Here is a 20,125-nt window from a genome sequence, read left to right as displayed (position 1 = left end):
GCGTGCAGGTGCCCATAGTTACAAGGGGGCTGAAGACCCGCCGCCGTTTCCCGGTCGGCGCCAAACCGGCACCGACCGGATCGGGATCAATTGTCGTCGTCGCCGTCGTCGTCGGAGCCGACCATCATTTCTTCGGCCACCGCGTCGGTGCGGCTGCGGATCGCGGCTTCGAGCCGTTCCTTGAGCTCGGGATTTTCCGTCAAAAAATTCTTCGCATTTTCGCGGCCCTGACCGATGCGGATCGAATCATAGCTGAACCAGGCGCCCGATTTTTCGACGAGGCCAGCCTTGACCCCAATGTCGAGGATCTCGCCGATCTTGGAAATGCCCTGCCCGTACATGATGTCGAATTCGACCTGTTTGAACGGCGGCGCGACCTTGTTCTTCACCACCTTCACCTTGGTCGTGTTGCCGACGATCTCGTCGCCATTCTTGATCTGGCCGGTGCGGCGGATGTCGAGGCGGACCGAGGCGTAGAATTTGAGCGCGTTGCCGCCGGTCGTCGTTTCGGGGTTGCCGTACATCACGCCGATTTTCATGCGCAACTGGTTGATGAAGATCACCATGCAGCGCGAGCGACTGATCGAACCGGTGAGCTTGCGCAGCGACTGCGACATCAGGCGCGCTTGCAGGCCGACATGGCTGTCGCCCATCTCGCCCTCGATTTCGGCGCGCGGGACGAGCGCGGCGACCGAGTCGACGACGAGCACGTCGATGGCATTCGAGCGCACCAGCGTGTCGACGATTTCGAGCGCCTGTTCGCCGGTGTCGGGCTGCGACACGATCAGTTCGTCGATGTTGACGCCGAGCTTGCGGGCATAGACCGGGTCGAGGGCATGTTCGGCGTCGACGAAGGCGACGGTGCCGCCGCCCTTTTGCGCCTCGGCGAGCGTGTGCAGCGCGAGTGTCGTCTTGCCCGAGCTTTCCGGACCGTAGATTTCGATGACGCGGCCGCGCGGCAGGCCGCCGACGCCGAGCGCGATGTCGAGGCCGAGCGACCCGGTCGAGATCGCCTCGACCTGCATCGCCTCCTTCGAGCCCAATTTCATCACCGAGCCTTTACCAAAGGCGCGGTCGATCTGCGCGAGCGCGGCGTCGAGCGCCTTTTGCCTGTCCGTGCTGTTCACTGATTTCCCCGATTCGACGAGTGACAATTGACCGGCCATCTGCCGTCCTTTCCTGCTCTAAAGCGAAGGCTGAACCACCGCAACGCCCGAACGATGTACGGCATTTGTTCCTATAGAACAAGAGAGGAACAAAAAGAATCTGTCATATTGTTCCGGTCATCCCGGCGAAGGGTGTTCAGAGGCGCGTGACTCTGAAACACGATCTCGCCGGTGCGTCGGCCCGCGAGGTCGAGATCCCGGCCTTCGCCGGGATGACGATTATGGTCGAGCTAACTCCCGAATTCGGCCAGCGCCGCCTCAATATCGCTGATCCGAAAGGGTTTGGCGACCAGCGTGCGGTGGGCATGCGCCGGCGGCAATATATCACCGCCGCCCGACGTGAAGGCAAATGGAATCCCCCGCTCGGCCAGCGCGTCCGCCACCGGCCAGCCCTTTTCATCGCCAAGGTTGATGTCGACGAGCGCGCCGCCCAAGGATTCGGCGGCGATGATCGTCAGCGCCTCGTCCATGCTCGCCGCCTGCGCGGGTTCGGGCAGCCCGAGCGCGTCGAACATGTCGGCGAGCATCATGCCGATCAGCACATCGTCCTCGACGAGCAGGATGCGCAGCGGATCAGCCATTTTTCACCCGATGCGCGGCATCGTCGAGCGCCGCCGATGTTGCCTCGGCCAGTTGCGCGACCGAAAAGGGTTTGGGCAGGAAGGCGACATCGTCGATGTTGATCGACTGGCGCAATTGTTCCTCGGCATAGCCCGACATGAACAGCACCGGCAGATCGGGCCGTTTGGCGCGCAGTGCGCGCACCATTGCGGGGCCGTCCATCGTCGGCATGACGACGTCGCTGATGATCAGGTCAACCTCTGCCATCTGGGCAAAGCGTTCGAGCCCCTCCTCGCCCTGCGACGCGGTGACGACCGTATAGCCCGCGCGGGTCAGCGCGCGTTCAGCCACCGCGCGCACCATATCTTCGTCCTCGACGAGCAGGATGGTGCCCGTGCCCCACTGGCTTTTCTTGGGCTTGGCGGGCGGCGGTACCACGACCGGGGTGTCGCTGCCGACGCGGTGGACGGGCAGATAGATGACGAAGCTGGTCCCCTGCCCCGGCTGGCTGTCGGCAAAGATGAAACCCGCCGACTGTTTGATGATGCCGTAAACGGTCGACAGGCCGAGGCCCGTCCCCTTGCCGACATCCTTGGTGGTGAAAAAAGGTTCGAAAATCTTGGGCAGCACGTCGGGCGCAATGCCGGTGCCGGTGTCGCTGACCCGGAGCGCGCAATAATCGGCGGGGGGCATGAATTCATTGCCCATCTGCCGCACGTCCGCCGCCGAAACCGGATAGGTTTCGATCGTCAGCGTCCCGCCGCCCGGCATCGCGTCGCGCGCGTTGACCGCGAGGTTGATGATCACCTGTTCGAGCTGGCCGGGGTCGGCGCGCACCGCGCCCAACCCGCGACCATGGTGGACCGCCAGCTGGACGGTCTCGCCGATCAGCCGTTTCAAAAGGTGCGACACTTCCGAAATCACGTCGGGCAGTTGCAGGATCTGCGGCCGCAGCGTCTGTTGCCGCGAAAAGGCGAGCAATTGCCGCGTCAGGCTGGCGGCGCGGTTGGCGTTGCTGCGGATCTGCTGAATATCGTCATAGTCGCTGTCGCCGGGGGTATGGCGCATCAGCATCAGGTCGCACGCGCCGAGCACCGCGGTCAGGATGTTGTTGAAATCATGCGCGACGCCGCCGGCCAGCTGGCCGACTGCCTGCATCTTCGATGCCTGCGCAACCTGGCGCTTCAGCCGCGATTCCTCGCTCGAATCCTTCAGGCTGAGCAGCACCGCCGCCTCACCCAGCCCACGCACCCCGACAACGCGCATCGACACGGGGTCGCCGCTTTGTCCCGCGAGCCGGATCGACAGGTCGCCGCCGACCTGCTGGCCGCTGCTGTGGCGGCGGATCATGTCGGCCAGCGGCCCCTTGTCCTCGCCGACGACGATGTCGCCGGGGTAGCGCGGCATCTTCCCGTCCCCGAGATTCGCCGCGCGCACGAACGCGCGGTTCATGTAGAGGAAACGCCCGTCGCGATCGACCATCGCGAGCCCGAACGGCAACAGCGACAGCAAGGTTTCGACATAGGTTTGCGCGGTGCCGCGATCGGCCGGCCCCATTTCCTCGTCGAGCATCGCGAGCAGCACCGGGGTGTTGTTGTCGGCGGGAGCGAGCGGGATTTGCAGCATCCGCACCGGGGTCGCACGGTCGCCCTCGCGCGCGAAATACAGCGCGCCGCCGTCGTCGATGCGCAGCATCGGCGCGACGTCGCGGCCAGCATAATGACCAGCGTCGTCCTCACCCAGCGCGCGGAGCAGAAACGCCTGATTGGCGACACGCAGCCGTCCCTCGGCGTTGACGAGCGCCGCCATCACCCCAGCGTGGCCCAGCGTGCGACCCGCGGGTCCATCAAGGTGGCGGGTCACTTCCGAGGCCAGGTCGAGCCGTTCGAGCGCCGAGAAGCGCCAGACGAGATAATCCTCCGCCTGCCCGGTGCGCGTGACCTGCGCGCGCAGTTGCAGCGGCCCGATCGCAAGGTCGTCGGCGCGTCCCTCGCCATCGCGCCACGCGATGCGGCCCGCGTTCTTGAGAAGATCGGCGCCGCGGGCTTCGAGCGGCAGTCCGGGCGGGGTGACAAAGCCGCCCATCCAAGTGCCGAACAGATCGTTCGCGCACACCATGCGGCCCGCGCGGTCGGTGACCGCGATCGCGACATCGTCGTGATTGACCGCCTGACGCAGCATCGACCAGTCGGGCAGCACCGCTTCGCCGACGACGGCGGCCGGAAACAGCCGCCGCGCGAGCAGCACCCCGCCCGCCGCGACCGCCAGCCCGGCCAGAAATCCTGCGGCGAGGATCGGGTCGCGCGTCGCCCAGAACAGCAGCACCGCCGACAGCAGCGCCAGCCCGCCGAGCAGCGCCATGTCGAGACGCGACAGCCCCGCCGGCACCGCGAGCGGGCCGACGGCGCCCGCCCCCCTGATGAAATCACCATCAGCGGAGGGCAGGCTTTGCGCGGTCAACGACTAACTTTCTGTTCGGCGCGTCACCAGATGCGGACGCGGTCCTTGGGTGCCAGATACAGCTTCTGGCCTTCCTTGATCTGATACGCCTTATACCACGGGTCAAGGTTGCGCGAGACCCAAGTCCGCTGGATCGACGGCGAATGGGGATCGGTGGTGATCCGCTGCGACAGATTCTGCTCGCGATAGTTGCGCCGCCACACCTGCGCCCAGCCGAGGAAGAAGCGCTGATCGCCGGTCAGGCCGCCGATCACCGGCGCTTCCTTGCCGCCGAGCGAAGCCCGGTACGCGTCATAGGCCACGGTCAGCCCGGCGACGTCACCGATATTTTCGCCCAGGGTGAAGGTGCCGTCGAGCTTTTCGCCGGGCAGCACTTCATAGGCGTCATATTGCGCGATAAGCGCTTTCCCGGCGGCTTCGAACGCCGCAACGTCGGCCGGGGTCCACCAGTCGGCGAGCTTGCCGGTCTGGTCGTATTTCGCGCCCTGATCGTCGAAATGATGGCTCACTTCATGGCCGATGACCGCGCCGATGCCGCCATAGTTGATCGCCGGGTCGGCATGCGGGTCAAAGAAAGGCGGCTGCAGGATCGCGGCGGGGAAAACGATCTCGTTCATGCCGAAATTGGCATAGGCGTTGACCGTCATCGGGGTCATCCCCCATTCCCAGCGGCGGATCGGCCCGCCGAGGCGGCTGATATTGTCGTCATGCGCGAACTGGTTCGACCGCAGCGCGTTGCCGAACAGGTCGTCGCCGCGGATGTCGAGCTTGCTGTAATCCTTCCAGCGATCGGGATAGCCGATCTTGGTGGTGAAATTGGCCAGCTTCTGCTTGGCCTTGACCTTGGTTTCCGGCTGCATCCACGCCAGTCCGTCGATGCGGCGGCCCATCGCGGCGAGGACATTCTTCACCAGCTTGTCCATTTCCGCCTTGGTTTCGGGCGGGAAATATTTGGCGACATAGTCCTGGCCGACGGCCTCACCCAGATTGCCGGTGGTGAAATCGACCGCCCGCTTCCAGCGCTCCTGCATCTGCGGCGTGCCCGACAGCGCGGTGCCATAGAAGGAGAAGGCCTCCTGGGCGAATTTTTCGGGCAGCACGCCCGAGAAGCCATCGATGCTACGGATCATCAGCATGTCGCGCAGCACCGCAATCGGCGCATCGGCGAGCAGCTTGGCCTCGCCGGTAAAGGCGCTCGGCTGTGACACCAGGATCGCGTTCTCGTTGACCCCGATGCCGCGAACGAAGGTCGCCCAGTCGAAGCCCGGCGCCGCGGCGGCGAGTTCGGCGATCGTCATCTTGTTATACGCCTTGGTCGCGTCGCTGCTGTCGTTCTTGTCCCAATGGACCGCTGCGACCTGCTTTTCGAAATCATAGATCGCCTTGGCACGCGCCGCGGCGTTGGTTTCACCCGCCAGCGTCAGGACATTCTCGAGATGCTTGAGGTAGGCGCCCTGCAACTTGGCGTTGCGCTCATTGTCCTTCAGGTAGAAATCGCGGTCGGGCATGCCAATGCCACCCTGGAACATCGTGTAGATATAGACGTCGGGATTCTTGTCGTCCTGACCGACATAGCCGCCAAAGAAATGCTGGACGCCGCTGCGGTCGGCCTCGGCGAGCAGCGCGGCGAGGCCGGGCTTGTCGACGGCGCGGATCTTGGCGAGCCACGGCTGGATCGGCGCCAGCCCCTTCGCTTCGACGGCGGCGGCGTCGAGATAGGCGGCGTAGTTGCGGCCGATCATGCTGCTGGGATCGCCCTTGGCGGCGTCGAGGATTTCGCGGGTGCGCTGCTGCGACAGATCGCCGAGCGCGGTGAACATGCCATAGTTCGACTTGTCGGCCGGGATCGGCGTGTTCTTGGCCCAGGTGCCATTGGCATAGGCGTAGAAATCGTCGCCCGGCTGCACCGCGGTGTCCATGCCCGCGGTGTCGAAACCGAAGGTGCCGAGTTCGGGCTTGGCTGCGGTGTCGGCGGCGGGCGCAGGGGCCGACTTTTCCGTGGCGAAGGAGGGCGCGGCGGAAATCAGCATCGCGCCCAGCGCGGCGGTCGCCATCAGGCGCGAAGAAGCAAGCAAAAGAGTCATGATAGTCCCCAGTTTTCAAATCGAGGCAAGGATGCGGGGCGTCGTTGCCGCGCACGCGATTGCGATGGGATAGCTATACGACGGCGCGCGCGCCGTTCAACCGGCGGGGGTGTCGCTGGTCGATGCCTCATGTCGTTGGTCGCGCGCCCGCTGCAATTTGCGCCGCCAGCGCAGGCGAATCCAATTGTCCCAGAACAGCGAGGCGAGCACATAGCCGATCGCCGCCGACGCCAGCGAGATCACGAACAGCCCGGCGAGCATCGCGGGTGCGGCGTCCGAAAACACCCAGCGCGCCCATTCGCCCGCCGACGCGCCATGCTCGATCATCGCCGAAAAGGTCGCGCTGTTCGCCTGGAGCCCGAACAGCCAGTCGCCGAGCCACACCGACGCCAGGATGATGAACGGCGTCGTCACCGGGTTCGACAAAAAGGTCATCGCGGCGCCGATCGGGATGTTCGCGCGAACCGGCAACGCGAGCAGCGCGACGCCCAAGATCTGGATGCCGGGGATCAGGAAGAAGATGCCGACGAACAGCCCGAGCGCGGTCCCGCGCGGCACCGACGTGCGGGTGAAACGCCACAAATGGCTGTGCGCGACCCGATGGGCAAACGGCTTGACGAAGCGGCTTGCGAGCAGCTCTTCGCGCGTCGGCGAATTGCGGCGGATCCAGTTCATCACCGCCGCCTTGTCCTTGGGCTTGCCGCCGCTCACCCGCGCTCTTTCATCAACCGCTGCTTGTCGCGCTTCCAGTCGCGTTCCTTGATCGACTCCCGCTTGTCGTGCGCCTTTTTGCCCTTGGCGAGCGCGAGTTCGACCTTGGCGCGGCCGCGGCTGTTGAAATAGACGCTGAGCGGGACGAGCGTCATCCCCTGCCGCGCCACACCCGCATACATCTTGTTGATCTCGCGGCCGCTGAGCAGCAGCTTGCGCGGCCGCTTGGGTTCGTGATTGTGACGGTTGCCGTGGCTGAATTCGGGGATGTTGCTGTTGATCAGCCACACCTCATTGCCCTTCACCTCGGCGTAACTTTCCGCAATCGTGCCTTCGCCAAAGCGCAGCGATTTGACCTCGGTCCCTTGCAGCGCGATCCCTGCCTCGAACACCTGTTCGATGGCAAAGTCAAAGCGCGCGCGCCGGTTTTCGGCGACGATCTTTTTCTTGTCGAATTCGGCGGCGGACTGCGGACGGGCCATGGGAAACCTAAATCACTCCTGCCGCGGACAGTGCGGCATCGACGGCGGCGCACGAGGCTGCGTTCGCCGGGATGATAGGTAGGCGCACTTCGGGCGAAAACCAGTCGTGGACGCGCGACAGCGCATATTTGACCGGCCCCGGCGAGGTGTCGGAGAACATCGCCTGATGCAGGCCGAACATCCGGTCGTGCAAGGTCAGCGCCCGCGCCCAGTCGGCAGCGGCGCAAGCGGCGGCAAAATCGGCGCAAAGGCGCGGCGCGACATTGGCGGTGACCGAGATGCAGCCGACGCCGCCCAGGATTGCATGCGGCAGCCACAGGTCGTCGTTGCCACTGAGCTGGCAGAAATCATGCCCGGCACCGGCGCGGTGGATCGTCACCCGCGCCAGATCGCCGCTCGCATCCTTGATCGCGACGACCGAGGGGATTTCGGCGAGCTTGCACAAAGTTTCGGCGCTGATGTCGGCGACGGTGCGGCCGGGAACGTTATAGACGACGATCGGCAGGTCGCTGGCGTCGGCCAGCGCCTGAAAATGCGCGATCATCCCGTCCTGGCTGGGGCGGTTGTAATAGGGTGCGACGACCAGCGCCGCCGCGGCGCCGGCGGCTTGCGCGTGGCGCATATGGCGAACCGCGGTGGCAGTGTCGTTCGACCCGCACCCGGCGATCACCGGCACCCGCCCCGCCGCCGCCTGGATGCAGCTGTCGATCACCTGATAATGTTCGTCGAACCCCAGCGTCGGGCTTTCGCCCGTCGTGCCGCACGGGACGAGCGCACTGGTGCCTTCGTGGATCTGCCAATCGACCAGGCGCGCGAAGGCCGGGGCGTCGAACGCCCCATCGCGAAATGGCGTCACCAAGGCGGGAATCGACCCCGAAAACATGCCCCGCTCCTTTACAAAAACACAGGCCAGCCGGTAGAGTCGCGACGGCGCGCCGCTAATGGACGCCTATTCAGCGCCCCGCAAGGAGTTTGCCACTAACATGGCCGCCATGATTACGCTGCCCCGTATTTCGCGTCTGGCCTTGGCCTTTGCGCTGCTCGTCCCGACCACGGCCCAGGCCAGCGAGCTGACCCCTGAACAGATGGCCTGGTACCGCGCGCAAATGGGGCTGGCGTCGACGTCGGGGCCGCCGCCCTCCACCAATTCGGTCGGCGATGCGGTGATGGAATGGCGGCGGCTGACCGCGAACAGCGGCGCCTCGTTCGATCAGCTGTCGCGCTTTCTGATGACCAATCGCGGCTGGCCCGACGCCGACAAGATGCGCGTCCGCGCCGAAAAGGCGATCGCGATCGACAGCTTCGATCCGGCGCGCACCCTCGCCTATTTCCAGGCCTATCCGCCGCAGACCCCTAGCGGCCACCTGCGCTATGCCATGGCCCTCAACGCCTCGGGCCGCCGCGACGATGCCCATGCCGCGGTGCGCCGCGCGTGGACCGGCGGGCCGCTCGACGAATATGAAACCAGCCGCGCGCTCAGCCTGTTTCCGGGCGCGCTGTCGATCGCCGACCATGATGCGCGGATGGACCGGCTGCTGTGGTCGGGCGCCACCGCGGCGGCGAGCCGCCAGCTCGGCTATACCTCGCCCGAGCGGCGCAGCGTCTTTGCTGCGCGCCTGGCGATGCGCAACAGCTCGGTCGATGCCGCGTTGCAGGCGTCGGCGGTCGAAAGCGCCAACCCGTCGCTGACCCGCAGCGACGCGGGCTATATCACCGACAAGGCGACCTGGTTGCGCCAGACGGGCCGCGTCGGCGAAGCGCGCGCTTTGCTCGCGGCGCCGCGCGCGCTGGCCAAGGCGCCGACCGATCCCGAGGAATGGCTGGAAACCTTGCTGACCAACGCGCGGCAGGCCGACAGCGGCGGCGACAAGCTGACCGCCTATAATATCGCCCGGCAATTGAGCGACAGCTTTCCGCCGGGCACGGTGATCCGCGAAACCCCGCTCAGCGTGCGCGACGATTATACCTCGCTCGCCTGGCTCGCGGGCCAACTCGCCTACAAGGATCTCGGTCGCCCCGCCGAAGCGGTGGCGCTGTACCGCACCTATGGCGAAGCCGCCCGATCGGCGCAGACGCGCACCAAGGGCTTTTACTGGGCGGGGCGCGCCGCGCTCGCGGCGGGCGACCGCTCGGCCGCCAACGCGCATTTCGCCGACGCCGCGCAGCATTATGACCAATTCTACGGCCAGCTGGCGCTCGAACGGCTGAGCCGCCCGCAACCGCGTCCGACGCCCAATCCGACGATTCAGGTCAGCAACGACGAAAAACGGAGCTTCAACGACGATCGGCTGGTCCGCGCCGCGCGCGCGCTGGGCGAGATCGGCGCCTGGCGCGAACAGTCGCTGTTCCTGCGTGCGCTGGCGCAAAAGGCAACGTCGCCCGCCGACCATGTCCTGGCCGGGCAACTCGCGTCACAGATCGGGCGCCCCGACCTGGGCGTGATGATCGGCCGCAGCGCACAGGCGAACAGCCTCGACGCGGTCGAAGTTGCGGGTTTCCCGACCGTGCGCGTGCCCGCGGGGCATGAGGGCAACTGGACCTTCATCCACGCGATCACCCGGCAGGAAAGCCAGTTCGACCGCGCCGCGATCAGCCACGCCGGCGCGCGCGGGATGATGCAGCTGATGCCCGGCACCGCGAACGAGGTCGCGGGCAAGCTTGGACTGTCGTATAACCGCGACCTGCTGACCACCGACACCAATTACAACATGATGCTGGGGTCGACCTATTTCCAGCAGATGCTGCGCTATTTCGGCGGCAGCTATCCGCTCGCGGTCGCGGCGTATAATGCCGGGCCGGGCAATGTGAACAAGTGGCTGCGCGCCAACGGCGACCCGCGCACCGGATCGATCGAGATGATCGACTGGATCGAGGCGATCCCGATTTTCGAGACCAAGAATTACGTCCAGCGCGTGCTGGAAAACGCCGTGGTGTACGACACGCTGCGCGACGGCAGGACGGCGCCGCAGGCACCGCTGAGCTTCTACCTCGGCAAACGCACGCCGGGATAAGGCCGCGTGGCGGGCGAACGTAGCAACATCATCTCGCCGTCGGGCTTTGCCGCGCTGCGCGCCGAATATGACGCGCTGCTGCGCGACGAGCGGCCCAAGCTGGTCGAGGTGATCAGCTGGGCGGCGGGCAATGGCGACCGCAGCGAGAATGGCGACTATATCTATGGCCGCAAACGACTACGCGAAATCGATCGGCGGCTGTCGTTCCTGGCGCGGCGGATGAAGGCGGCGCGTGTCGTCGACCCCGTGCAGCAGCCCGACAAGAGCCGCATCTGGTTCGGCGCCACTGCCGAGCTGGCCGACGATGACGATGCGCGGCGCACCGTCACGCTGGTCGGCGATGACGAAGCCGAGGCGGGCGACGGCCGGATCGGCTGGAACAGCCCCCTCGCCCGCGCGCTGCGCGGCGCGGCGGTGGGCGATTTGCGGACGGTCCAGCTGCCGGCGGGGCCGAAAGAGTGGGAGGTGATGGCGGTCAGCTATCCCTGATCCGCTACTCGCCGACCCCCGCAATCAATTCGCGCTGATCCTTGCGCAATTCGGGCAGGCTGCGCGCGAGCCGCGCCCAATGCGCCGCCTCCTTCGCATCGGCAGCAACGCCGGCCCCCTTGATATGCGCATCCGCCAGGATCGCGCGCGACCCCGCAAAGCCAGCCCGCGCCGCGACGCCGCAATCCTCGATCGCCCCCGCCAGCGTCTTGGCCGCGAAATGCGCCTCGCACAGCCAATGATTGCCCTCGGGATTGCCGGCGGCGGCGATGGTGCGCAGCCGCGCGAGGTTCGCGGCGCGGGTGTCGGCGAAATAGGTCAGCGCAAAGATCGCCGCCGGATGCCCCTTTTCGGCCGCCTCGGCATAAAGCGCCTGCGAGCGGGCGAAATCGGCGGGGCCAAAGGTGCCCGCCGCCAGCCGATAGGCGAGATGCGTCTTGGCCTTGGAAAAGCCCGCGTTCGACGCCGCGACATAGAGGTCATAGGCACGTTTGACGTCGGCGGGCGACGGATCATTTTCGAGCAGCAGATAGGCAAGTTCCTGCTGCCCCGCGGGGAATCCCTGCGCCGCCGACGCCTCGAGATAGGTGCGGGCGCGCGGCAGATCGCGTTTCAACCCGACGCCGAGCGAGAACATATAGCCCGCCAGCTGCTGTGCCAGCGGATGCCCGCCATCGGCGAGCGCGACCAGTTCGCTGGCGGAATGGCGCGACAGGACGTCGGCGATCAGCACCGGCTCGTCCTCGATCGCCAGCCGGTCGAGCGCAATGTCGGCGAGCGGGTCCGCCGCCGGTGCGCGCGTCGCGGCCCCTGCCGCCGCCGCAGGTCTGCCCCCCGGAAGCGCGATCGTCACCGCGGCCGGTTTCGGGCGCGCAGGCGCCGCCGCCGGAAGTTCGGGCGGCGCGACGAGATAATAATCGTCGAACCAGCTACCATAATGGAACGGCTGCTGCGGCCCCAGTTCCATGCCATAGGTGCGCTTGTAAACCTCGCGCGACACGACCTTGAAATAATCGGATATTTCGAGGCCCGGGATCGCGAGTTGCGTCACCACCGCAGCGGCAAAGGGGCTGACCGGCGATCCGACCGGCGCGAAGTCGAGCGCGGGTCGCCCCTTGGCGGTCGAATAGAAGACCGCGCCCTGCCCGATGTCGAGCAGCCCGAGCGGCGCCGACCCGGCGTCGCCCGCGGCGACATTGACATCCTCGATCCGCACCACCGGCTCGGCGGTGCGGCAGGCATCGACGAACAGCAGGGTAAAGGCACCCGCGGGCACCACCCGCTTCACCACATTTTCGATCGACAGATAGCGTTTTTCGACATCGGCGCGGCGCGTCGCCGGCGGCGCCTCCATCGGTACCAACCAGTTGCGCCCGCCATATTCGAAACCATGGCCCGCGTAATAGACAATTACCGACTTCGCCCCCGCCGCCTCGGCGGCAAAGCGCGTCAGTTCGGTATCGAGCGCCGCCATGTCGGCGTTGCGGACGATGCGCGGCGAAATCCCCGCCTGGGCAAAGGCGGCGCAGACATGATCGATGTCGTTGACGGCATTTTTCAGCGATGGCCATTCCCAGTCATTATAGGCGCTGTTGCCGATCAGCAGCGCGACGCGCTCACCCTGCAGCGGCGCCGCGCCGCATGTCGGGGCCTGGGCAGCGGCGAGCGGCGCGGCGACCAGCGCCGCCAGAACCGCTATAAAAAAGGCGCAGATACGCGCTCGCTTCGCCATGCCTACCCCCATGAAGCGCCCGCGGGCGCCAGCATAAAAATGGCGGAATTCTGCGCAACTTCACGCTGAAATCGCATTACCCCGCGTCCCCCCGACCCGTCGGGACGATGGTAGGTGAGCGGCCCGATGTAGGAAAGCGGAAACTGGGATCAGGGCTGCAACAGCGCCGGGATGATCCAGATCGCCGACATCACGATCACCACCGCGATCAGCGAAAAGGCCAGCACATAGCGGACATTGTGGCCCTTGACCCCGCCGCTGGCTTCGGTCTCGGTCACTTCGACATGCTCATCGACGATCTTCATGGTCCGTTTCCCTTTCAACTGGTTCACCCAGAACGCGAACCGCGCGGCGGCGGTTCCCGCGTGCGGCCAGAGAGAGAATGTTGCCAGAGGGTCTGTAAGCCGGGTTCTGTCCACCCCTTTTGACGGGGGATGGGCGATCATTCCTCTAGGCGAACGGTTACCCGAACGCTCAAGCAGTCAACCCGGACGGCGGGGCCGGAACCAGCCCTGGAATTGCTTCCGTGCCATCCCTATTCGACCTTGCTCCCGGTGGGGTTTGCCGTGCCGCGCCTGTTACCAGCCGCGCGGTGCGCTCTTACCGCACCCTTTCACCTTTCGCCGGGCCAAAGCCTGTGGCGGTCTGCTCTCTGTGGCACTTTCCCTGAACCGATCCGAAGACCGGCCCGCCGGACGTTATCCGGCACCGTGATTTCCGTGGAGCCCGGACTTTCCTCCCCCGGCAGGATACCCCACCGGCGGCGATCGCCCGACCCCCTGGCACGAAGGAGTATAGCGCGAACGGATGCGCAATACGAGCGATTGTGATGAGGACTGTTTTTGCGGATAGGGCGCATCGACCATGGACTAGTTCCATTGGGCGGTCGCTCGACGGGCAATCGCTATGGTAACGTCACGCACCCTTTGGAGGCATCGATTATGAAATTGGCTGTCAAAGCCGCCTTTGCCGACGAAATGGCTGCCGCGCAGTCGGCCGAGGCGGCGGGCGATATGGTCCTGGCCAAATATCATCTGGAGCGCGCCCATATCCTGGGCCAGCGCTGGTATGGCACCCATGTGAGGACGCATTTTCACATGCTGCGGCTCGCGCTGAAACAGTCAGACGCCAAGGAGGCACGCGGCCAGCTGGTCAGGCTGATCGGCGCCGGTCCCTTTCACCTTGCCGGCTGGGTTCCCGTCGGCAACACCGGCGGGGCGGACGTGTCGGCAACGCTGCCGATGCCGATACCGTCGGATCTACAGGCGTATCTGGAGGGCCATTCGCTGCGTAATGGCTTGATTCTGCGGGGTGTTTTGGTCGCTGTTCTGATCGTCGGCTATCTGCTTTATTGGCGATAAACCGGCCATTGGTTCGGGTTGGCCACAGCCCGCCGCTCAATTCCCCTCAGGCTGCGGCAGCAGCAGCGCCAGCAGGATCGCGCGGCACTCGCCGCAGATCGTGCCGTCGATCAGTTCGGGGCGAAAGCGCCGCTGGAATGCCACCGTCGCAGCAAAACCGTCGGTCACGTCGTAACCGAAGCGCTCGAGCGCGAGCAGAAACCCCGCGTCGGTCCACAGCGGATCGGTCAGTTTCTTGCGCGGGCGCGGCAGCGCGAGGCGGCGGCGGGCGAGTTCGTCCCACGGGAATAATTCGCCCGGATCCTGCTTGCGCGTCGGCGCGACGTCCGAATGGCCGACGACATTGCCGCGGGTGATCGCGTGCCGGTCCTTGATGATATGGACCAGCCGCACGACCGAGGCGACCTGCGGGTCGGGGAACGGGACATAACCCCATTCATGCCCCGGATTGACGATTTCGATCCCGACGCTAGCCGAATTGATGTCGCTGATCCCGCGCCAGTGCGACTTGCCGGCGTGCCAGGCGCGCTTGTCCTCGGGCACCATGTGGGTGATCTGGCCATCCTCGCTGACGACATAGTGCGCCGACACCCCCGATTCAGGATTGGCCAGCCAATCAATGGCTTCGGCGCCGCTCTTCATGCCGGTATAATGGAGGACGATCATCGAAATGGGCAGCGCGCGCTCGTCGATATTGGGAGACCAGCGTTCGATAAAATCGCTCATGCGCTCGGGAGACCCGTCCTGTGCTTGCCAGCTCGTCGATTGCGCCAGTGGCGCGCAAAAAGCAAGGTCAGGCCGCCGCGGCGCGCCGCACTTGTTGATCCGCCGGCTCGTATAAACCCCGCAAGCGCGGACTCGCGACGAACTGATCGGTTTGCCCGAGCACCGTTTCGCCCGCGCCGAGCACGAGGAAGCTTTGCGGCGCCGCCATCGCGCGCAGCCGCGCAAAGGCTTTCTGCCGCATCGGCGCCGCGAAATAGAGCAGCAGGTTGCGGCAGAAGATCAGGTCGGCGGGGCTGGCGAGTGGTGGCCGGTCGGTCAGCATATTCTGCACCGAAAAATCGATCCGGCGGCGCAAATCCGCCTTGGCCAGCCAGCCGCCTTCGGTCTGGTCGAACCAGCGCACCATGCGCTGGATGGGCAGCCCGCGCTGGATTTCAAACTGGCTGTACAGCCCGACGCGGGCGCGGCTGATCGCGTGATAGCTGACGTCGGTCCCGACGATGTCGACCTGCCACCCCGCCCATTTCGCGCCCTGTTCGGCGATCAGCATCGCCAGCGAATAGGCCTCCTGCCCCGTCGAAACGCCGCAATGCCAAATCGTCAGCCGCCGACGCAGCTTGTTGATCTCGCGCAATTGCTCAAGCGCAGTGGCAGAAATTTCATCGAAAACGCTGTATTCGCGATAGAAATATGTTTCGTTGTTGAGCATCGCGTCGACCGTGTCGTCGAGCAGCTGGCGGCTGTTCGACGTCACCAGCGCGGCGACCAGCGCGTCGAGATCGGCGATGCCGTGGCGCTGCATCACCGGTTTCAGCGACATTTCGATGCGCCAGATGCGGCTGGGCGACAAGGTCTGCCCGGTTCGCGATTCCAAGACGCCCATCAGCACGCGATACGCCGATTCGCTGGCGCTGCCGCCCATCATGGCTGGCGCCGCCCGGGCAGGAAGCTACCGAGCATCAGCGCGATTGCATCGGGGTTAAGCGTCGCGGCGGCGATGCCTGCTTTCGCGACGGCGCCGGGCATGCCCCAGATCACGCAGCTTTCGGGCGCCTGCGCAAAAATCGTCCCGCCCGCCTCTTTCAGCCGCGCCGCGCCGATCGCGCCGTCGCGGCCCATGCCGCTCAGGATCACGGCAACGCCGCCCTTGCCATAGACGTCTGCGACCGCGTCGAGCATCGGGTCGGCCGACGGGCAGCAGCCATTATCGACGACGCGGCGATCGAGCGCGATTTCGCGGCGGCGGCCCTGCGCGACGACGAGCAGATGCGCGTCGCCGGGCGCCAGATAGATATGCCCGCGCTCGACGGGCATTCCCGCCTGCGCAACGCAGACGCGGCGCTCGGTCATCGTCGCGATCTGTTTGGCGTAAAATTCCATGAAGGCGTCGGGCAGATGCTGGGTCAGCAGGATCGGCGCGGTGATACGCGGGTCGAGATTGGCGAGAAAATTGGTGAAGGCGGGGATACCGCCGGTCGAGGCCGCCACCGCGATACATTCGAGCGGCTGGTCACTGTCGACCGCGAGCGCGACGGGCGCCGGCGGTCGCCGCTCGGCGACCGGGATTGGCGCCGGGAAATCCTGTTGATGCCCCAGCGTCATGATGCGGTCGGTGAGCACCTCGGCAAACCGACCCGAAAAGCTGCCGCGGCCGGGCTTGGCCAGCGTGTCGCTGGCGCCCAGCGCGAGCGCTTCGATCGCCGCCGGCCCGCCTTCGACGCAGTTCGACGAGAGGATAAGGACGCGGGCGCGGGCCGCGCGCGTCAATATGTGCGGCAGCGCGTCGATGCCGTTCATCCCGGGCATTTCGATGTCGAGCACGACGACATCGACCGGTTCGCGCGCCAGAAAAGCGAGCGCGTCGTGCGCCGAAGCGACCGAGGCGCAGACCTGTAGCCCGGCGCGCTGATCGACGATGCGTTCGAGGATGCTGCGCACGACCAGGCTGTCGTCGACCAGCATGACGCGGACTGTCCGCGCCGACGGTTCGGGATCGGAAATCAGGGGTTGCGGACGCGGCATCGCCATCGGCTTAGGCGATGCCGACGAGCTGCAATTTTCCTTCCAGCGTTTCGCGATCGAACGGCTTCATCACATATTCGTCAGCGCCCGCCTCGATCGCGGCGCGGATATGGTCGATGCTGTTTTCGGTGGTGCAGAACACGACCCGCGGCCGTTCCTCATGCCCATAATCTAGGTCGTTGAAGGCCCCGAGAAATTCCATCCCGCTCATCACCGGCATGTTCCAGTCGAGCAGGATGACGTCGGGGCGGTTGGCGCGGCAAAAGGTCAGCGCCTCTTGCCCGTCCGCCGCCTCTTCGACCGCGAAGGACATGCTTTCAAGGATATGGCGCGCGACCTTGCGAATGACTTTGCTGTCGTCGACGACCAGACAGGATTTCAACATATTACCTCCGCAACCCCCAGATTTCACGCCATGCTAATCGGAAGGAGTGTCCAGCCGGTTAACTCACGCGGCCTTTGCCGCAGGTAAGGTGATGAAATGCGACGGATCGACGACGAGCAGCGACGCGCCTTCATGCTCGATCATCGCGTCGGCGACCCGCGCCCAGCCGGGCAACAGCTTGCCCGCGACGCGCGTTTCGGGCGCTTCGATAAAACAGACATCCTCGATCGCATCGGCGAGCAGCGCATAGCCGTGGTCGGCAACATCGACGACGATCACCCGCTGCCCCGATTCGACCGGCACCGCGGGCAGGCCGATGACGACATGCGGATCGATCAGCGTGAAGACGCGGCTGCGCAGCGCAAACAGCCCCGCGACATGCGGCGGCGCGCCAGGGACTTCGACCGGGATGCCGACGGTGACCACCGAATTGATCGCGCGGCTGCGCAGCGCGACGCGCGTGTCGGCGATGCGCGCGACGAGGTAGAGCTTTTCCATCATGCGCGGCCTCCCCCGACGCGGCGTGCCAGCGCATCGAGCAGCGCCTGGCGGTCGTAGCGATACACGGTGTCGTCCTCGGGTCCGGTCGCAGCGATCGTCGCGCGGAGGCGGATCACCGGCACATCGTCGGCGGCATGCGCGCAAGCGGGGCCATCTTCGGTGAGGCACAGCATCACGTCGGGCGCTTCGCCCACCGCCTCATCGCCCGATGCAACACGGTAACCCGCATTGCGCAGGATCGGCGCGAGGAAATTTTCGCCCCACCCGTCATGGTCGTCGGCGAGGCGGCAGAGCGGCTGGCTTGCCGCCGGTGCGTCGCCGAGCGCGGCATATTGTTCCATCAGCCAGAAGGGATCGATCAGTTCGACCGGATCGCCCCCGACCAGTACGACCCCGGCGATCAGCCCCGGCGCCGCCGACGGCTGAACCGCGTCGGGCAGGCGGACGATGTCGATGACTTCGGCGATCGGATAACAGAGGATCGCATGGCCGTCGTGGAGACGGAGCAGCTTTTGCGTCACCTGCGCGTCGGGCAGCCTTGCGGCGTGGACCGCGAAAATATCGTCGCCGATCTGCGCCTGCACGCGGCCCGCGCTTTCGAACAGCGCCGATGCGGGGATTTCCTCGACCCGTTCGATCACCGACAGCCGGACCCCGCGGACGCGGCCATTGGTATCGCGGAACAACAGCAGCTGCGCCGCACTCCGCGCCGCCGACGCCTGCGCCTCGGCCTCCGCCGTCCGGTCGTGGCTGCGCCCCGCTTCGGAGGCATCGATCGCCGCAGCGGCGAGCAGCCCCTGGACGTCGAGCAGCAACACCGGGCGACCGTTGTCGGGCAGCGTCGTCCCGGCGTAGAGCCCGGTCGCCATGATCATCGGCGCCGCAGGTTTGATCACCAGTTCCTCATGGTCGTGGATCGCCGCGACGCTGAGCGCATAGCTTTGCCCCTGCCCCGGCCGGATGATCACCAGCGCGCGGTCGTCCATGTCTTCGTCATCGTCACCGCCTTCGCGGCCGAGCACGGTTTCGAGCCGCAGCAACGGATATTGTTCGCCGCGCACCGTCGCCAGTTCGCCGCCGCCGACGCGGTCGATCCGTACCGTATCGCCATTTTCGAGCAGGATTTCACGCACCGCGCCGCGTGGAATGGCGAAATATTGCCCCGCCGCGCGCACCATCAGCCCCGAAATGATCGTCAGCGTCATCGGTACGCGGAGCAGGATCGTCAGCCCGCGCCCTTCGTCGTTGCGCAGTTCGACGACGCCGCCGATCTTTTCGACATTCGCCTTGACGATATCCATGCCGACGCCGCGCCCCGACACCGCGGTGATTTTCGCCGCGGTCGAAAAGCCGGGGCGGAAGACGAGTTCGAGCTTGTCCTTGGGCGACAGTGCGCGCGCTTCGGCAGCGGTAATCGCGCGCGACGCGATCGCCTTGGCCACCAGCGCGTCGGGCGCCATGCCGCGGCCATCGTCGCGGATCTCGATTTCGATCTGGTTGCCCGACTGGCGCGCTGACACCGCGATCGTCGCGGTAATATTTTTGCCCGCGGCGACGCGGTCTTCGAGCGATTCGATGCCGTGGTCGATGGCGTTGCGGACAATATGGATCAGCGGATCGCGGATATTTTCCATCATCTCGCGGTCGAGCTCGACCTCGCCGCCGCTGGTCTGGAACGCAATCTTCTTGCCCATGTCCTGCGCGAGGTCGCGGACGATGCGCGGCAGCGGTGCGAACAGCTTGTCGATGCGCTGCATCCGCATCTGGCTGACCGACTGGCGCATGCCGGCGATCGAATCGGACAGGCGGTCGAACGACGCGATCACCGTCGGGCTGGCGCCCGCTTCGCGGAGCATCCGGGCAAATTCGTTGCGCGCGAGGACGATGTCGGTGACCCCGGTCATCACGCTGTCGAGCAATGGCAGCGGCACCCGGATCGAGCGCCAGCTTTGCAGTTCGGCCTGAAAATCATCGTCGCGGCGCAGCGGCACCCCCGCGACCTCAAAGGCGGCGTCGGCGGCGGTGTCGGTCGCTGCGAGCGCGCCGATGACATCGCGGTCATCGCCCGCAGGCTCGACCGCATCGCGGCCCAGCGCCGCGCACAGCATGTTCAGCCGGTCGACGATGCCGAGGACGCCGGTGACGAGCGCGGCGTTGGCGGGTCGGTTGCCGCGCCGCACCTGATCGAGTGCGTCTTCGGCAGCGTGCGACAGCGCGGTGACCCGCGGCAATGACAGGAAGCCCGAGCTGCCCTTGATCGTATGGACAAGCCGGAAAATCGCATCGAGCTGCGCGCGGTCGGCCGGATCAGCCTCCCACGCGACAAGCGCCCCGCCCGCTTCGGCGAGGATTTCCGCCGTTTCGGCCAAAAAGTCGTTCAGCAGATCGTCCATCACGGTACCGGTGCGCCCCAGAAACTGAAGCTGCACCATGG

Annotated in this window: 18 protein-coding genes and 1 other RNA gene; 3 read left to right on the top strand and 16 right to left on the bottom strand. The window is 65.9% G+C overall.

Translation table 11 applies throughout. The features are described 5' to 3' along the window. Positions 1-86: 86 nt before the first annotated feature. The 7 genes from recA to dapA form a co-directional block, all read right to left on the bottom strand. A complete protein-coding gene (gene recA, locus ACTIFP_RS06795) occupies positions 87-1,166 on the bottom strand; it encodes a recombinase RecA (RefSeq protein WP_439567960.1) in 1,080 nt (359 codons plus the stop codon). A 230-nt stretch (positions 1,167-1,396) separates the two neighbouring features. Then, positions 1,397-1,747, bottom strand: coding sequence for a response regulator (locus ACTIFP_RS06790; RefSeq protein ID WP_439567959.1), 351 nt, complete (start codon positions 1,745-1,747; stop codon positions 1,397-1,399). Continuing rightward, the gene (locus ACTIFP_RS06785; RefSeq protein WP_439568228.1) at positions 1,740-4,088 is read right to left on the bottom strand and encodes a response regulator; all 2,349 of its coding nucleotides are present in this window, start codon (positions 4,086-4,088) and stop codon (positions 1,740-1,742) included. The genes ACTIFP_RS06790 and ACTIFP_RS06785 overlap by 8 nt, the downstream gene beginning before the upstream one ends. Before the next feature lie 122 nt (positions 4,089-4,210). Then, positions 4,211-6,271 carry a M13 family metallopeptidase gene (locus ACTIFP_RS06780; RefSeq protein ID WP_439567958.1) on the bottom strand — a complete coding sequence of 687 codons (2,061 nt, stop codon included), beginning with the start codon at positions 6,269-6,271 and terminating at the stop codon, positions 4,211-4,213. A gap of 96 nt (positions 6,272-6,367) precedes the next feature. Then, the gene (locus tag ACTIFP_RS06775; RefSeq protein WP_439568227.1) at positions 6,368-6,946 is read right to left on the bottom strand and encodes a DUF2062 domain-containing protein; all 579 of its coding nucleotides are present in this window, start codon (positions 6,944-6,946) and stop codon (positions 6,368-6,370) included. A 32-nt stretch (positions 6,947-6,978) separates the two neighbouring features. Beyond that, positions 6,979-7,464, bottom strand: coding sequence for an SsrA-binding protein SmpB (gene smpB, locus ACTIFP_RS06770; RefSeq protein WP_137753308.1), 486 nt, complete (start codon positions 7,462-7,464; stop codon positions 6,979-6,981). Positions 7,465-7,471: 7 nt separating this feature from the next. Beyond that, a complete protein-coding gene (dapA, locus tag ACTIFP_RS06765) occupies positions 7,472-8,347 on the bottom strand; it encodes a 4-hydroxy-tetrahydrodipicolinate synthase (protein WP_439567957.1) in 876 nt (291 codons plus the stop codon). Between the two features lie 100 nt (positions 8,348-8,447). Between dapA and ACTIFP_RS06760 the strand changes: the two genes are divergently transcribed. Both ACTIFP_RS06760 and greB read left to right on the top strand, forming a co-directional pair. Then, positions 8,448-10,475: a transglycosylase SLT domain-containing protein gene (locus tag ACTIFP_RS06760; protein WP_439567956.1), complete on the top strand. Its 2,028-nt coding sequence runs from the start codon at positions 8,448-8,450 to the stop codon at positions 10,473-10,475. Positions 10,476-10,481: 6 nt separating this feature from the next. Then, positions 10,482-10,964, top strand: coding sequence for a transcription elongation factor GreB (greB, locus tag ACTIFP_RS06755; protein WP_439567955.1), 483 nt, complete (start codon positions 10,482-10,484; stop codon positions 10,962-10,964). 4 nt (positions 10,965-10,968) lie between these two features. On the opposite strand, the gene ACTIFP_RS06750 is transcribed toward greB, so the two are convergent. From ACTIFP_RS06750 to rnpB, 3 genes are all read right to left on the bottom strand, one after another. After that, positions 10,969-12,696, bottom strand: coding sequence for a caspase family protein (locus ACTIFP_RS06750; protein ID WP_439567954.1), 1,728 nt, complete (start codon positions 12,694-12,696; stop codon positions 10,969-10,971). A gap of 149 nt (positions 12,697-12,845) precedes the next feature. Next, on the bottom strand, positions 12,846-13,001 hold the full coding sequence (locus ACTIFP_RS06745) for a hypothetical protein (RefSeq protein ID WP_439567953.1): 156 nt from the start codon (positions 12,999-13,001) through the stop codon (positions 12,846-12,848). A 79-nt stretch (positions 13,002-13,080) separates the two neighbouring features. Then, an RNA gene (rnpB, locus tag ACTIFP_RS06740) (RNase P RNA component class A) lies at positions 13,081-13,479 on the bottom strand. A 95-nt stretch (positions 13,480-13,574) separates the two neighbouring features. On the opposite strand from rnpB, the gene ACTIFP_RS06735 reads away from it, so the two are divergent. Next, positions 13,575-14,057 carry a DUF3703 domain-containing protein gene (locus ACTIFP_RS06735; RefSeq protein WP_439567952.1) on the top strand — a complete coding sequence of 161 codons (483 nt, stop codon included), beginning with the start codon at positions 13,575-13,577 and terminating at the stop codon, positions 14,055-14,057. Positions 14,058-14,093: 36 nt separating this feature from the next. Here ACTIFP_RS06735 and ACTIFP_RS06730 read toward each other — a convergent pair whose 3' ends face one another. The 6 genes from ACTIFP_RS06730 to ACTIFP_RS06705 form a co-directional block, all read right to left on the bottom strand. Continuing rightward, entirely contained in the window at positions 14,094-14,783 is a 690-nt protein-coding gene (locus ACTIFP_RS06730) for an N-acetylmuramoyl-L-alanine amidase (RefSeq protein ID WP_439567951.1), read from the bottom strand. 67 nt (positions 14,784-14,850) lie between these two features. After that, positions 14,851-15,708, bottom strand: coding sequence for a CheR family methyltransferase (locus ACTIFP_RS06725; protein WP_439567950.1), 858 nt, complete (start codon positions 15,706-15,708; stop codon positions 14,851-14,853). Continuing rightward, positions 15,705-16,805 carry a chemotaxis-specific protein-glutamate methyltransferase CheB gene (gene cheB, locus ACTIFP_RS06720; protein ID WP_439567949.1) on the bottom strand — a complete coding sequence of 367 codons (1,101 nt, stop codon included), beginning with the start codon at positions 16,803-16,805 and terminating at the stop codon, positions 15,705-15,707. Before cheB ends, ACTIFP_RS06725 begins: the two co-directional genes overlap by 4 nt. A gap of 10 nt (positions 16,806-16,815) precedes the next feature. Beyond that, a complete protein-coding gene (locus ACTIFP_RS06715) occupies positions 16,816-17,187 on the bottom strand; it encodes a response regulator (protein ID WP_137753329.1) in 372 nt (123 codons plus the stop codon). Positions 17,188-17,253: 66 nt separating this feature from the next. Continuing rightward, positions 17,254-17,691, bottom strand: a complete 438-nt coding sequence (locus ACTIFP_RS06710; RefSeq protein WP_439567948.1) for a chemotaxis protein CheW — start codon at positions 17,689-17,691, stop codon at positions 17,254-17,256. Continuing rightward, positions 17,688-20,123 (bottom strand): chemotaxis protein CheA, encoded by a 2,436-nt coding sequence (locus tag ACTIFP_RS06705; protein ID WP_439567947.1) that lies wholly within the window; start codon positions 20,121-20,123, stop codon positions 17,688-17,690. Before ACTIFP_RS06705 ends, ACTIFP_RS06710 begins: the two co-directional genes overlap by 4 nt. Positions 20,124-20,125: the final 2 nt, after the last annotated feature.

The organism is Sphingopyxis sp., assembly GCF_051861155.1.
In the GTDB taxonomy this organism is placed as follows: domain Bacteria; phylum Pseudomonadota; class Alphaproteobacteria; order Sphingomonadales; family Sphingomonadaceae; genus Sphingopyxis.
This window is presented reverse-complemented; position numbering and strand designations above follow the sequence as displayed.